This is a genomic window from Gardnerella sp. DNF00109 (assembly GCF_049262845.1).
In the GTDB taxonomy this organism is placed as follows: domain Bacteria; phylum Actinomycetota; class Actinomycetes; order Actinomycetales; family Bifidobacteriaceae; genus Bifidobacterium; species Bifidobacterium vaginale.
The window spans coordinates 1,592,623-1,606,455 of the sequence record NZ_CP058406.1 but is presented as its reverse complement, the minus strand read 5'-3'; the positions used below and the strand labels follow the sequence as shown (position 1 = coordinate 1,606,455).

The 13,833-nt window shown below is 43.4% G+C and carries 13 protein-coding genes; all 13 read left to right on the top strand.

Going from position 1 to position 13,833, the window contains the following annotated elements; all coding sequences use genetic code 11:
* Positions 1-233 precede the first annotated feature (233 nt).
* The 13 genes from gatC (at position 234) to HXT20_RS06290 (ending at position 13,821) form a co-directional block, all read left to right on the top strand.
* Positions 234-530: an Asp-tRNA(Asn)/Glu-tRNA(Gln) amidotransferase subunit GatC gene (gatC, locus tag HXT20_RS06350; RefSeq protein ID WP_004114131.1), complete on the top strand. Its 297-nt coding sequence runs from the start codon at positions 234-236 to the stop codon at positions 528-530.
* Between the two features lie 2 nt (positions 531-532).
* A complete protein-coding gene (gene gatA / locus HXT20_RS06345) occupies positions 533-2,074 on the top strand; it encodes an Asp-tRNA(Asn)/Glu-tRNA(Gln) amidotransferase subunit GatA (protein WP_004574820.1) in 1,542 nt (513 codons plus the stop codon).
* A 32-nt stretch (positions 2,075-2,106) separates the two neighbouring features.
* Complete coding sequence (gene gatB / locus HXT20_RS06340; protein WP_004574822.1) at positions 2,107-3,606, top strand: Asp-tRNA(Asn)/Glu-tRNA(Gln) amidotransferase subunit GatB; 1,500 nt, start codon at positions 2,107-2,109, stop codon at positions 3,604-3,606.
* 221 nt (positions 3,607-3,827) lie between these two features.
* Positions 3,828-4,751 carry a GNAT family N-acetyltransferase gene (locus HXT20_RS06335; RefSeq protein WP_004114137.1) on the top strand — a complete coding sequence of 308 codons (924 nt, stop codon included), beginning with the start codon at positions 3,828-3,830 and terminating at the stop codon, positions 4,749-4,751.
* Positions 4,748-5,062, top strand: a complete 315-nt coding sequence (locus tag HXT20_RS06330) for a DUF2469 domain-containing protein (protein ID WP_004105898.1) — start codon at positions 4,748-4,750, stop codon at positions 5,060-5,062. Before HXT20_RS06335 ends, HXT20_RS06330 begins: the two co-directional genes overlap by 4 nt.
* A gap of 103 nt (positions 5,063-5,165) precedes the next feature.
* Entirely contained in the window at positions 5,166-6,782 is a 1,617-nt protein-coding gene (locus tag HXT20_RS06325) for an NAD(P)/FAD-dependent oxidoreductase (protein ID WP_004114139.1), read from the top strand.
* 179 nt (positions 6,783-6,961) lie between these two features.
* Positions 6,962-8,956: a transcription termination factor Rho gene (gene rho, locus HXT20_RS06320; RefSeq protein WP_004116351.1), complete on the top strand. Its 1,995-nt coding sequence runs from the start codon at positions 6,962-6,964 to the stop codon at positions 8,954-8,956.
* Positions 8,957-9,388: 432 nt separating this feature from the next.
* Positions 9,389-9,886: an Lrp/AsnC family transcriptional regulator gene (locus HXT20_RS06315; RefSeq protein WP_004114142.1), complete on the top strand. Its 498-nt coding sequence runs from the start codon at positions 9,389-9,391 to the stop codon at positions 9,884-9,886.
* Between the two features lie 7 nt (positions 9,887-9,893).
* Positions 9,894-10,253 (top strand): chorismate mutase, encoded by a 360-nt coding sequence (locus HXT20_RS06310; RefSeq protein ID WP_004574836.1) that lies wholly within the window; start codon positions 9,894-9,896, stop codon positions 10,251-10,253.
* Between the two features lie 98 nt (positions 10,254-10,351).
* Positions 10,352-11,404 carry a class II fructose-bisphosphate aldolase gene (fbaA, locus tag HXT20_RS06305; RefSeq protein WP_004573641.1) on the top strand — a complete coding sequence of 351 codons (1,053 nt, stop codon included), beginning with the start codon at positions 10,352-10,354 and terminating at the stop codon, positions 11,402-11,404.
* Positions 11,405-11,508: 104 nt separating this feature from the next.
* Positions 11,509-12,810, top strand: coding sequence for an adenylosuccinate synthase (locus HXT20_RS06300; RefSeq protein WP_285085043.1), 1,302 nt, complete (start codon positions 11,509-11,511; stop codon positions 12,808-12,810).
* 37 nt (positions 12,811-12,847) lie between these two features.
* The gene (locus HXT20_RS06295; protein WP_285064515.1) at positions 12,848-13,405 is read left to right on the top strand and encodes a fluoride efflux transporter FluC; all 558 of its coding nucleotides are present in this window, start codon (positions 12,848-12,850) and stop codon (positions 13,403-13,405) included.
* Positions 13,402-13,821 (top strand): fluoride efflux transporter FluC, encoded by a 420-nt coding sequence (locus HXT20_RS06290; RefSeq protein ID WP_285064516.1) that lies wholly within the window; start codon positions 13,402-13,404, stop codon positions 13,819-13,821. Before HXT20_RS06295 ends, HXT20_RS06290 begins: the two co-directional genes overlap by 4 nt.
* Positions 13,822-13,833: the final 12 nt, after the last annotated feature.

Below are 13,833 nucleotides of genomic sequence, written 5' to 3'. Positions count from 1 at the left end.
ATTTTATACTCGTTAATTTTATGAAAACTGTATGTGATAATAATTGTTATTTCGCTTATTGTCTCACTAATAAAATTTTTTTAATATTACACATAATTTTCCCTAGAAAATATGGATCGACAATCATGTTCTAAAATTGGGAAAATATTTCTACAGTAACGTGTGTAAATCTTTTATCAATATTGCTTTTTTCTTCTATAAGAAGGTCACGCATCACACATATAGTTGAGGTTATGCCAACATTCACACGCGAAGAAATTGAGCATCTGGGCGTTCTATCCCAGATTGCGCTTAGCGACGAAGAAATCAGTCGCTTGCAAGGCGAATTAAACGTCATTGCAGAATCTATTAACAAAGTGCAGGAAGTTGCTGGCGAAGATGTGCCACCTACTGCAAATCCAGTACCTCTTGAAGCGTATTTGCGCCCAGACGAGCCTGCTACGCCATTGACTCAAGAAGAAGCGCTTTCTGGCGCTCCTAGAAGTGAGTCTGGCATGTTTGTAGCACCTCGAATTTTGGGGGAGGAATAAACATGACTAATACTCAAGATTTAGTAAAGCTTTCTGCTGCCGATATGGCAAAAGCTGTAAAAGCTAAAGAAGTTTCTAGCCGCGAGCTTGTTGAAGCTCACTTGGCAGTAATCGAAGCAGCCGAGCCAGAAATCAAAGCATTCTTGCATGTTTCTGCAGATGTTGCACTTGAACAAGCAGATGCTTTTGATAAAAAGAACGCTAATGGCGAAGCCGAAGGCTTACCTGAGCTTGCAGGCGTTCCAATTGCCATTAAAGACATGATTGTTACTAAGGGCATTCCTACTACTGCAGCATCTAAGATTCTTGAAGGCTGGGTTCCGCCTTACGATGCTACTGTTATTGAAAAGCTCAAAGCAGCTGGCATGCCAATTCTCGGCAAGACTAATTTGGATGAGTTTGCTCAAGGTTCTTCTACAGAACATTCTGCTTATCAAACTACTTGCAATCCTTGGGATACTGAGCGTGTTCCTGGTGGTTCCGGCGGCGGTTCAGCTGCAGCTGTTGCTGCATTCGAGGCTCCTATTGCTTTGGGTACAGATACAGGTGGCTCTATTCGTCAGCCAGGTGCTTTAACTGGTACAGTCGGCGCAAAGCCAACTTATGGCGGTGTTAGCCGTTTTGGTGCAATCGCTATGGCAAGTTCCTTGGATCAGATTGGACCTGTTTCTCGTACCGTTCTTGACTCTGCACTTTTGCAAGAGATTATTGGCGGCAACGATAGGCGCGATTCCACTTCGATTCCAGCTCCTGTTCCTCCAATGGCTCAGGCTGCGCGCGAGGGCGCTCGCCGAGATTTGAAGGGCGTAAAAGTTGGTCTTGTTAAGGAGCTTAGTGGCGATGGCTTCCAGCCAGGCGTTGAAGCTCGCTTTAATGAGGCTGTGCAGCTGCTTAAGGATATGGGTGCAGAGGTTACGGAAGTTTCCTGCCCTCACTTCCCTTACTCGCTGGCTGCTTACTACATTATTATGCCTTCCGAAGTTAGCTCTAATTTGGCTCGCTACGACGGCATGCGCTACGGTTTGCGCGTAATGCCACCAGCAGATAAGCCTCAAACTGCTGCAAACATGATGGCTGCAACTCGCGAAGCTGGCTTTGGCGACGAAGTAAAGCGCCGTATTATTCTTGGCACTTACGCACTTTCCGCTGGCTACTACGACGCTTGGTATGGCTCTGCACAAAAGGTTCGTACGCTTATTATTCGCGACTTTGAAGAAGCGTTTAATAAGGTAGATGTTCTAGTCTCCCCAACAAGCCCTACAACGGCATTCAAGTTTGGTGAGAAGATGAACGATCCACTCTCTATGTACATGAACGATATTGCTACGATTCCTGCAAACATGGCTGGCGTTCCAGCTTTGAGCCTCCCAGCTGGCTTGAGCGATGATGGCTTGCCTGTTGGCATTCAGATTATTGCTCCGCAATGCCATGATGAAAAGATGTACAAGCCTGCAGCAGCGTTGGAAGCAGCGCTCGAAGAAAAGTGGAGCGGCCCAATCTGGAAGTCGCTTAAAGCTGGTTGGCTCGATTCATTGGCTAAGTAAAGTGAAATAAAGCTTAAATAAGAAGGATTCTCATGGCTGAAAAACTTATGAAATACGCCGATGCTGTGGAGCAGTTTGACCCAGTTTTCGGCTTGGAAACTCACGTTGAGCTTAGCACGCGCACAAAGCTGTTTTGCCCAGCAGAAGTATCTTTTGGTGGCGAGCCAAATACTCAGCTAACTCCTGTAAGCCTTGGTTTGCCAGGCTCTTTGCCAGTTGTAAACAAGACTGCAGTTGATTACGCGATTAAGCTCGGTTTGGCATTGCATTGCGAGATTGCTGAGTGGAGCCAATTTGCTCGTAAAAACTACTTCTACCCAGATATGCCTCGCGATTATCAGATTTCCCAGTACGATAAGCCTACTAATGGCAATGGTTACTTGGATGTTGAGCTGGAAGATGGCACTGTGTTCCGAGTTCCGATTGAGCGCGCTCACATTGAGGATGATGCTGGTAAGAATACTCACGTTGGCGGCGCTGACGGTCGTATTGAAGGCGCAAATCATTCTTTGGTTGATTACAATCGCGCAGGCGTTCCTTTAATCGAGATTGTAACTAAGCCAATCGAAGGTGCTGGCAGCCGCGCTCCAGAAATCGCAGGCGCATACATGCGCGCTATTCGCGATATTGTTCGCGCTCTCAACATCTCCCATGCTCGTATGGAGCAGGGCAATATGCGCGCAGACGTAAACGTTTCGCTCCGCAGAAAGCCAACCGATTCATTCGGTACGCGCTCGGAAACTAAGAATGTGAACACATTCCGCGGAATCGAAAAGACGCTTCAATACGAAATTCGTCGCCAGGCTGCTATTTTGAGCGAAGGCGGCGAGATTTTGCAGGAGACTCGTCACTGGGATGAGGCAACTCAGACTACTGCTGGCGGCCGAGTAAAGTCGGACGCCGACGATTATCGCTACTTCCCAGACCCAGATTTGGTTATGCTCCACATCACTAAGGAGCATATTGAGCGCATGAAGGCACAAATGCCAGAAATGCCTCGCGAGCGCCGTAACCGTTTGCAAAGCGAATGGGGCATTAGCGATCTTGAAATGCGAGATATTCTTAACGCGGATGCTCTTGATTTGGTTGAAGAAACCGTTAAAGCTGGTGCAAGTGCTGCTGGCGCTAAGAAGTGGTGGCTTGGTGAGCTTGCTCGCGAAGCAAACACTCGTGGCGTAACTTTGGAAGAATTGCCTATTACTCCGCAAGATGTGGCGCAAGTTGAAAAGCTAATTGCATATGGCAATCTTAACGATAAGCTCGCTAAGCAAACTGTTGCATGCGTTTTGGCTGGCGAGGGTAAGCCTGATGAAGTTGTTAAGAAGCACGGATTCAAGGTTATGAACGACGACGGCGCTTTGGAAGCTGCTGTTGACGCTGCTCTTGCTGCTGATCCTGAAGTTGCAGAAAAGCTTAAGGCTGGAAATATGAAGCCGATGGGCGCAATTATTGGCGCTGTTATGCGTGCGACTAAAGGTCAGGCTGATGCTAAGGCTGTTACTAAGATCGTGATGGCAAAGATTAAAGGCTGATTTAAATTTTAGTTAGATTAAAATTTAGCTAGAAAAGAATAGTTTATAGATGCACTTTTTGCATTTTATGCTTTGCGTTTTAACCTTGTGTTTTATAGCATTGTGTAGAGTGCAAAAAGTGTAATCTTATATTGTAGTTGCTTACGCATTTGTATTTTGCTTATGCTTTTTGTAGAACTTTTTGTAACGCAAGGTCAATTAGGTACAGGAAACAGGTGAATATGCAGGAAGTCAATGCTGACTCTACAAACTCTCGAGAGTTACCAGAAAGTATTGTAATTCCGTCAATACGCGGCGAGATGGCTCGTCTTAGGCAAGCAACCATCGAAGATTTAGCTAGGATGGATTCATTACATGCTTTTGATGGTGCGGCTGTTATAACTGGCAAGGATTCACAATCTGAACGTGCTATGGTTCATGCGTGGGTTGAGCGTTCTGTGCAGTGGTCTTTGGGCAATAATGATAAAAGTATGTCTGATTATGCTGGGGTTGTTGGAGATGCTCAATCACGCCCAACAATCGCATGGTCAATTGTGCCAGATCTTATTGATGACGCTAAAAATACCAATGGCGATATTATTGGAATGATTTTTTTGATCGACATTGATGGTTGGTCTAAATCCGCTAGAATTCAGGTGATTCTAGGACGCGATTATAGGGGTCGTGGGTATTCTAGAGATGCAATGCCTAGAGTTATGACGTATGGTTTTGCTCCAGACACAGTTGGTTTAGCATTGCATAGGATTTGGGTTGGTGTTCCAGCAGCGAATACGCGTTCTCTTTCTGTTTATCAGTCTCTTGGTTTTGTAAAAACTGGAACAGCTAGAGATGCTTTGTGGGATTCACAAAATCAAAAATATCAAGATTTTGTTGTTATGGACACTCTCGTAGATGAATATGATGCCATTCGTTCTTTAGACGCTTTTGGTCTGCACGTTATTGAAGATAATCCTGGTGTTTGTGAAGCGCTAAGTGCGCATGAGCATTCAATTGCAATACCTGTTAGCAAAGATAATTCCGACGAATCGTGGCCGTATAATGCGGCTACAGTCAAAGAAGATTCTTCTAAACGCGCATGGTGGCGTATTATAGGACGCGGTCGTAAGCGTAACACTAATGGCAATAATGCGGAAGGGAAGCGATGAGCGCTGAAGATCTCGACAATTACGAAACTGACGCCGAGCTTGCGTTGTACAAGGAGTATCGTGACGTTATTAAGCTTTTTACGTATGTTGTAGAAACTGAGCGACGATTCTATTTGGCAAACAAGGTGGATTTTAACGTGCGTTCTGCAGGTCAAGATGTGTATTTTGACGTGCAATTAACAGACGCTTGGGTGTGGGACGTTTACCGCCCTTCGCGGTTTGTGAAAAACGTTCGTATTGTTACGTTTAAAGACGTAAATGTGGAAGAAGTGCAGAAAACAGATATCGATATTCCAGAATCTATCGCATGATAAGAGTATGCTAGTAAAGCTTATGTTTAGATTTTAATATAGATACGTGCTTGCAATTTTGCGATTTTGACTTTATAAAGCGTCTTTTAGGTATGGAGGAAAATTGACTGATACACAATCCCAGAAACAATCTGTAGTGATTATTGGTGGCGGTCCGGCAGGGTTGACGGCTGCATGGGAGCTTGTAAAAGATGGCGGAGCTAGCCGCTACGATGTAACTGTTCTTGAAGCATCTAAAGAGTTTGGCGGAATTTCTCGCACTGTAAAATACAACGGAAACCGCATGGATATTGGCGGTCACCGATTCTTCTCTAAAGATGATCGAATTATGCAATGGTGGCGAGATATGCTGCCACTTCAAGGCGCTCCTTCTTACGACGACAAAAAACTTGGCAGACACCACGATTTAGAGAATGGCGGCCCAGACCCAGAAGTCGAAGATGAGGTTATGCTTAAGCGTCATCGCGTTTCTAGAATCTTCTGGAATCATCATTTCTTCGACTACCCTATCTCTCTTTCTGCGTCTACTTTGCGCTCTATGGGCTTTGTTCTTACTATGAAGGTTGGTTTTAGCTACCTTTGGTCTATGATTCACAAGTTGCCAGAAACAAACCTCGAAAACTTCTACATTAATCGCTTTGGCAAAAAGCTGTATTCTATGTTCTTTGAGGGCTATACCGAGAAGCTTTGGGGAAGGCATCCAAGTCAGATTTCTGCAGATTGGGGTGCTCAGCGAGTTAAGGGTTTGAGCATTGTTGAAGTTTTAAAGAATGCTTTCTCTAAGCTTATGCCGAAAAAGAAGGCAAATCAGGAAGTTGAAACTTCACTGATTGAAGAATTCTGGTATCCTAAGCTTGGTCCTGGTCAGCTTTGGGAGACTGTTGAACGTCGTTGCCGTGAAAATGGCGCTACTGTTTTAACAGATGCAAAAGTTGTTGCTATTAAACAGTGCGACGGTAAAATTTCTAGTGTTGTCGTTGAAAATCAAGATGGTTTGCAGCAAGAACTTCATGCGGATCAGTTTATTTCTTCTATGCCAATAAAAGATTTGGTTGCAGCTATTGAGCATGGCGCCGAAGGAAATGAGTCTGTGCAGGTTCCAGCCGAATTACAACGAGTTGCTAAAGGCTTGCCTTACCGTGATTTCGTAACCGTTGGACTTCTTGTTAAGCGTATGCGTTTGCGTAATACGACTGATATTCCAACGTTAGGTAACCCTCCTATTGTGCCTGATTGCTGGATTTATGTGCAGGATCCAGGATACAAAGTTGGTCGTTTGCAAATCTTTAACAACTGGAGCCCATATCTCGTTAAGGATGTTGACAACACTGTGTGGATTGGTCTTGAATACTTCTGCAATGAGGGCGATGATTTTTGGAATATGAGCGACGAAGAGGCTCGTAAATCTGCGATTGATGAGCTTACTCGTATGCAGGTTATTGATGGCGAAGATGATGTTTTGGATGCGCATCGTGAGCGTGTTCCAAAGGCTTATCCAGCTTACTTCGATACTTATGCTCAGATGCCTGAGCTTGTTAAGTATTTGGATGGTTTTGGTAACTTGTATTGTGTTGGTAGAAATGGTCAGCATCGTTACAATAACCAGGATCATTCTATGGCTACTGCTATTGAAGCCGTGTCTAATATTAACAGTGGAAAACAGTCTAAAGATAATGTTTGGTCTGTTAATACAGAAAAGTCATATCACGAAAAGAAGTAGCGTTTTTTCTTTTTGCCACGCCGTGTTGTTGTGAGTCGCATGAGTGTAGTAGCATACATTTATCAGCGATTAAGTCACATTGTTATGTGCTTATCGTTGTATTCACAACGGATTTTTCCGAAATCTTCCATGTAAAGCTCCAAGTAGTTTGTTTCTTGGGGTTAGGGAAAGGTATAACTGTGGCAACAAGCCAAAATCTTGATGATATGAAGCTTTCTGAGCTTAAGGATCTTGCGAAGCAAATGGGCCTGCGCGGTACGTCTACAATGCGTAAGCCAGATTTGATCGCTACGCTTACCGCTGCGCGCAATGGTGGGGATGCGCCAGCAGGAGTTAGCGTACATGTTCCTAAAAGCATTGTTAGGGATAGTCGTTCGTCACTTAATGATGAGGATGAGTCTAAATACGATTCATCTTCATCTTTTAGGTCGCGTCGCAATTTTGATGACGATAGTGGTGAGTCTGCTCGCAAGTCTGCCGATGAGGATTTGTTAGAAAATCTCGGCTTGCCTGATTCTGTTGAATCTTCTGATTCTGATGATTCTGTTGATTCAAATAGAAGCGGTAAGTCTAGGCGTCGTCGTGAGTTTACGCGTGATAATCAATCTCAGCGTCGTCGTCAGTCTGATTTTAAAGATAATTATCGCGGAAATAACTCGGATGATGCAGATGATACGGAAGATGATTTAGATCAGATTCTTGCTACTTTGCCAAGTGAAAAGTCTTCTGATTCTAATGCAAATCGTGATTCTGAATCTCGCAGGCAACGCGGAGCTTCGCGTTCTAATGGCGATGACGATTATGATACGCATTCAGATAGGAATGACAGGTATCAACGCCGTATGCGTGGTCGTGGACGCGATAGAGATGATTACGATTCCCGCTCGGATCGCTCTGATCATTTAGAGCGTGAAGATCGACCTACGAGGAATGATCGTTCTGATCGCAATGATATTCGTGAAGACCACGAGTCTCGTGAATCAGCTTCTCGTAGAGAGGAACCAAAAGAAGAGCTTGTTCCAGTTGCTGGTATTGTAGATGTGCTTGAATCTTATGCGTTTGTGCGCACTTCTGGATATTTGCCTGGTCCAAATGATGTTTACGTTTCTATGAGCCAAATCAAAAAGTATGGTTTGCGCAAGGGAGATGCGGTTCAAGGCTCTATTCGTGCTCCTCGCGAAGGTGATCGTAGGAATCAGCGCCAAAAATTTGTTCCTTTGCAAAGCGTTGACAGCATTAATGGCATGAGCGTAGAAGATGCTCAGAATCGTCCACAATTCGCTAAGCTCACGCCTTTGTATCCGCAAGAGCGCTTAAAGCAGGAGACTACGCCAAATCGTATGCTTGGCAGAATCATTGACCTTGTGGCTCCTATTGGTAAGGGTCAGCGTGGTTTGATTGTTTCGCCTCCTAAGGCTGGTAAAACAATCACTTTGCAAAATATTGCGAACGCGATTGCTGTTAATAATCCAGAAGTGCATTTGATGGTTGTTCTTGTAGACGAGCGTCCAGAAGAAGTTACCGACATGGAGCGCACTGTTCAGGGTGAGGTTATTTCTTCTACATTTGACCGTCCAGCATCAGACCACACTACTGTTGCGGAGCTTGCGATTGAGCGTGCTAAGAGGCTTGTAGAGCTTGGCCAAGATGTTGTTGTTCTTCTTGATTCTATGACTCGTCTTGCTCGTGCATACAATATTGCTGCTCCTGCATCTGGCCGTATTCTTTCTGGTGGCGTGGATGCTCAGGCGCTTTACCCTCCTAAGAAGTTCTTTGGTGCCGCGCGAAACATTGAAAATGGCGGTTCTTTGACTATTATTTCTTCCGCTTTGGTGGAAACTGGTTCAAAGATGGATGAAGTTATTTTCGAAGAGTTTAAGGGCACTGGAAACATGGAGCTTCGCTTAAGTCGCGATTTGGCAGATAAGCGCTTGTTCCCAGCAGTGGATATTAATTCTTCTGGCACGCGCCGCGAAGAGTTGATTACTCCTGCTCAAGAATTGCCTATTATTTATCGCTTGAGGCGACTATTTGGCGGACTTGAGCCAGAGCAGGCTTATCAGACTTTGGTGCCACGCTTAAAGAAAACTGCGTCGAATCGCGATTTTCTCGCAGCGATTGTGCAGCAAGCGAATAACTCTACAAATGGCGGGTCGCCAGCAACCGCTGCTTAAGTAGGTTATGTTCGTGTAATTTTATAAATATAACTTTAAAAAATACACTTTAACTACCCCTTGGTTTGATCAATCGAGGGGTAATTTTTATTGTTTATTTTTTAATACTGTTTTTATTACAAGCTTATTTTGTGTTTTAAAATAAAAAAATATACGTTTATATATAATTAATTTCTTATAAAATACACTATTCTTGGTAATTTTTACTATTGATTATGCATATGTAAATAATGAAAATTAAATAATTATAATTACTTGTCAAAAGTTTATTCCCATAAACATTTGATATTTAATGTGAAAAACCGTGATTTTTTATATAATTTTGTTCTTTTTCGTTAAAAAATACGATACGATTGAAGAGACTGCAGGGTAGCGCAATCTGAAATCTACAACAGTATTCAGGAAGATGCGCTGTATGAGGATGGAGGTCGTATGACAGGAAACTCTCATAAGATTGAAAATAATATTCCTTCTGGCTTGAACGCTAATGTGAGCACAGTTGCTCCTATAGATTCTACAGATGCGATTATTGTAGATATTCTTGAACATGATGGTCGTGCAACATTAACCAGACTAGCTAAAGCATCTGGATTATCGGTTTCTGCCGTACAATCTAGAGTACAAAAGCTTGAGCGCAGAGGAATTATCACTGGTTACCGTGCGTTGATTGACTATGAGCGCAGAGGCTTGCCAGTAAGCGCATTTGTTGCTGTAACGCCTCTTGACTTTGAGCAAGAAGCATCTGTTCCAGCCAAGTTGAAAGATATTGAAGGTATTGAAGCCTGCTATTCTATCACTGGAAGCCCAAGTTTTATGCTCGTAGTTCGTGTTGCTACACCTAGCAAGCTAGAAGAGCTAATTAACACGATTCATAGGATTGTGCCAGTTAGCACAGAAACAACTATGGTTTTGCAGACTTATTTCGATTAGAAGTAATATGTGTGAATTTCCTAAAGAATCGGTTGACGCGCGCAAGCATCAGATTGAACAGAGTTGCAATGATTGCAACGATTCAATAAGCGAGATTTTTGCGTTGCGTCAATCGATTGACAATATTGACAATGCAGTTGTTTCACTTCTTGCAGAGCGCTTTAAAGTTACGGAAAAAGTCGGAGAAATAAAAGCTCGCGCAAATCTTGCTGCGGAAGATAAATCTAGAGAAAATCGCCAAGCAAATCGACTTAAAAAAATTGCTGAAGAATCTGGATTAAAAGAAGAAATCGCGCTCGAATATTTACATTTTGTTGTAGCTGCCGCAAAAAAGCGCCATCAAGAAATAAAAGATAGCCAGAAATAGTTAAAAATAGCCACAAATCTAATCAAAAATCTAGTCAAATTTAGTAAAAATCTAGCAAAATCTAAAAAAATATGCGCGCTTAGAGTCATAATAAAAATATGACTATCGCAACTGTTGAACGTTACGCGCAAATGCTTGATGCCGCCAGCAAAGGTGGATACGCCTACCCTGCAATTAATGTTACTAGCACGCAGACCTTAAACGCTGCACTTCAAGGATTTGCAGAAGCGCAAAGCGACGGAATTATTCAAGTATCCGTTGGGGGGTCCGCGTATTTTTCGGGACAGTGCGTAAATAATCGTGTTGTCGGTTCGCTAGCGTTTGCTCAATTCGCGCATCAAGTAGCAGCGCAGTATCCAAATATTACCGTTGCCTTACATACGGATCATTGCGCAGAAGGCTATTTAGATGACTGGATTAAGCCACTTTTGGCTTATGAGGCGGATCAAGTTGCGCACGGCAAAGAGCCGATATTTCAATCGCATATGTGGGATGGATCCACAGTTAAGCTTGAACACAATTTAGACGTTGCGGAAGAATTGCTTGAGGCGTCGGCGAAGGCTCATACGGTGTTAGAGATTGAAATTGGGGCCGTGGGAGGCGAAGAAGACGGTCATAGAGCAGACATTGATGAAAAACTATACTCAACGCCGCAGGACGCTATGCGAGTAGTTGAACGATTAGGTTTGGCAGAGAGCGGAAGATATATGGCTGCTTTTACGTTCGGCAATGTGCATGGTGCATACAAGCCTGGTGTTGTCAAGCTGCGACCACAGTTGCTAGACAACATTCAAAGCGCTGTATACAACAAGTACAAGCTTGATTTATGTAATCGCAAGTTTGGTGTGCCAACAAAACCATTCTTATTGGTATTCCATGGAGGTTCTGGATCTACTCCCGAAGAAATTGCGCAAGCTGTAAGCTACGGCGTAGTAAAAATGAACATCGATACAGACACACAATATGCGTTTACTCGAGCGATAGCAGATCACATGTTCCACAACTACGACTCAGTTCTTAAAATCGACGGAGAAGTTGGAGCCAAAAAACTCTACGACCCAAGGTCTTGGGGCAAAGAGGCAGAAAAAGCAATGGCTCAGCGTGTTGTTGAAGCCTGTGTACAGCTTGGCTCTGCCGGTAAAGCCTTATAAGTTCATCAAGTTGCAAATTAAATTCGGTATTGGCTTTGCGCTAGTCTTAACACGTAGGAATTGTGTTTATTTGGGCAACGTTAGCCCAAAAATGGAGGTTCAGCATGCCTGGAATTGTGCTTATTGGCGCTCAATGGGGTGACGAAGGTAAAGGCAAAGCGACTGATTTAATTGGTTCTAAGGTAGATATTGTCGCAAGATTTAATGGCGGTAATAACGCTGGACATACTGTTGTTGTGGGAAACGAGTCTTACGCTTTGCATTTGCTTCCTAGCGGTATAATCAGCCCTAATGTAACTCCTGTTATTGGTAATGGTGTTGTTGTAGACCCAGAGGTTCTGTTTGAGGAGATTGACGCACTTGAATCTAGAGGTGTTGATTGCTCTCGTTTGAAAGTGAGCGAGTCGGCGCATGTGATTACACCTTATCATCGCGTAATTGACAAGGTTACGGAGAGGTTCCTTGGCAAGCACAAGATTGGTACAACAGGTCGCGGAATTGGCCCGACTTATGCAGATAAGATTAATCGCGTTGGTATTCGTGTGCATGATTTATTTAATGCAGAGCATTTGAGGGATAAGGTTGAAGCTAGCTTGCATCAAAAGAATCAAATGTTAGTTAAACTTTACAACCAGCATCCAATAGATATTGATGATGTTACAGCACAGCTTGTGGAGCTTGGAAAGCGTTTGAAGCCTTATGTTGCAGATACTTCGCTTATACTGAATCAGGCTATGGAAAATGGCAAAACCGTGCTTTTTGAAGGCGGTCAGGCAACTATGCTGGATGTCGATCATGGAACTTACCCATTTGTAACATCCTCAAATCCTACTGCAGGAGGCGCTTGCACGGGAACTGGCGTTGGTCCAACTCGTATTACGCGAGTAATTGGAGTTGCTAAAGCCTATATCACTCGTGTTGGTGAAGGTCCATTCCCTACGGAACTTTTGGATGAAAGTGGCGATTGGCTGCGCGAGCAGGGTCACGAATATGGTGTAACTACTGGCCGCCCTCGCCGATGCGGATGGTTTGATTCCGTTGTAAGTCGCTATGCCACTCGCGTAAATGGCTTAACTGATATTGTTCTTACCAAGTTAGATGTTTTGACTGGCTTAAAAGAAATTCCAGTTTGCGTAGCTTACGATGTAACTTTGGCTGACGGAAGCGTTGAGAGAATGAACGAAATGCCAGTAGATCAGTCTCTGTTCTCTAGCGCTAAGCCAGTTTACGAGATGCTTCCAGGATGGAGTGAGGATATTTCGCAAATTCACAAGTTTGAAGAATTGCCAGCAAATACTCAAAGCTACGTAAAGCGCTTAGAAGAACTTTCCAAGTGCCGCATTTCGGCAATTGGTACTGGTCCTCAGCGCGACCACATTATTAGCGTTCATTCGCTGATTGACTAGTGGCTATTTAAATAGCGATTTAAGGCGGCTAAAAACTATGAGTATTCCAAGCAGTAATCGCCACAATTCACATAACGCGCTCAAGCGTAAATCACTTGGTGCAAAAACATATTTTGTTGTGTTTATTGGTGGATTGCTTGGCGCTTTTGTGCGTAGTGAAATAGGTGGTTTTACGTACGGCATGCATTGGGACTCGGGATATTCTATGCTTTTTAGCCGCTTTACTTTTGCAACTCTTTTGTCTAACATCTTGGCATGTTTTATTCTTGCTTTAGTGAGTTCGCTTGTTGCACAAAGATTGCGCAGCAAGAACAAAGACTTAATAAAATACGGTTTTTGCACAGGATTTTGCGGCGGACTTTCAACAATGTCTACTTTTGCTTTTGAGGGCGCGCATTCCGCATTTACTGCAATGAACATTGTAGAAGTAATTGCCATTATGGCGTTGTCTATGGTTCTTGGCGTTTTAGCAGTGCTTGTTGGAAGCATAATCGGAGATAAATTTTCTGCTTTGAGTGGCTTTGGCGGCGTAAACAATTCTGGCGAAGCAAACGGCATCAATAAAATAGACGCTAACAAAGGTGGTGCAAAATGATGTCTTACGCATATGTTCTTTTTTGGCTGCCTGTTGTTTTCGCTGGACTTGGTGCTGTTCTTCGTTGTGCAATATCTGACGCAATCGGGCGCGTTTATAACCATGATTTTCCAATCGCGACTTTGCTAATCAACGCTTTTGCGTCTTTTATAATGGGCTTAGTTGTATTTTTAAGTTCTTCGATTATATACGATTTAACTTTTGCTTCGACTATTATTTACACGTGTGCATTGGGATTTTTAGGCGGATTTTCAACGTTTTCAACCGCAATCTTAGAAGTCGTAAGCCTGTTTAAGCTAAAGAAAATCAAGCTTGGACTATGGCTTTTTGTTAGCGAACTAATAGTGCCATTCTTATGCGCATTTATTGCATACGCTGGACCGTGTTTTGTAATGTTTTTACTTCTAAAGTCTTAAGTTTTGAATTTT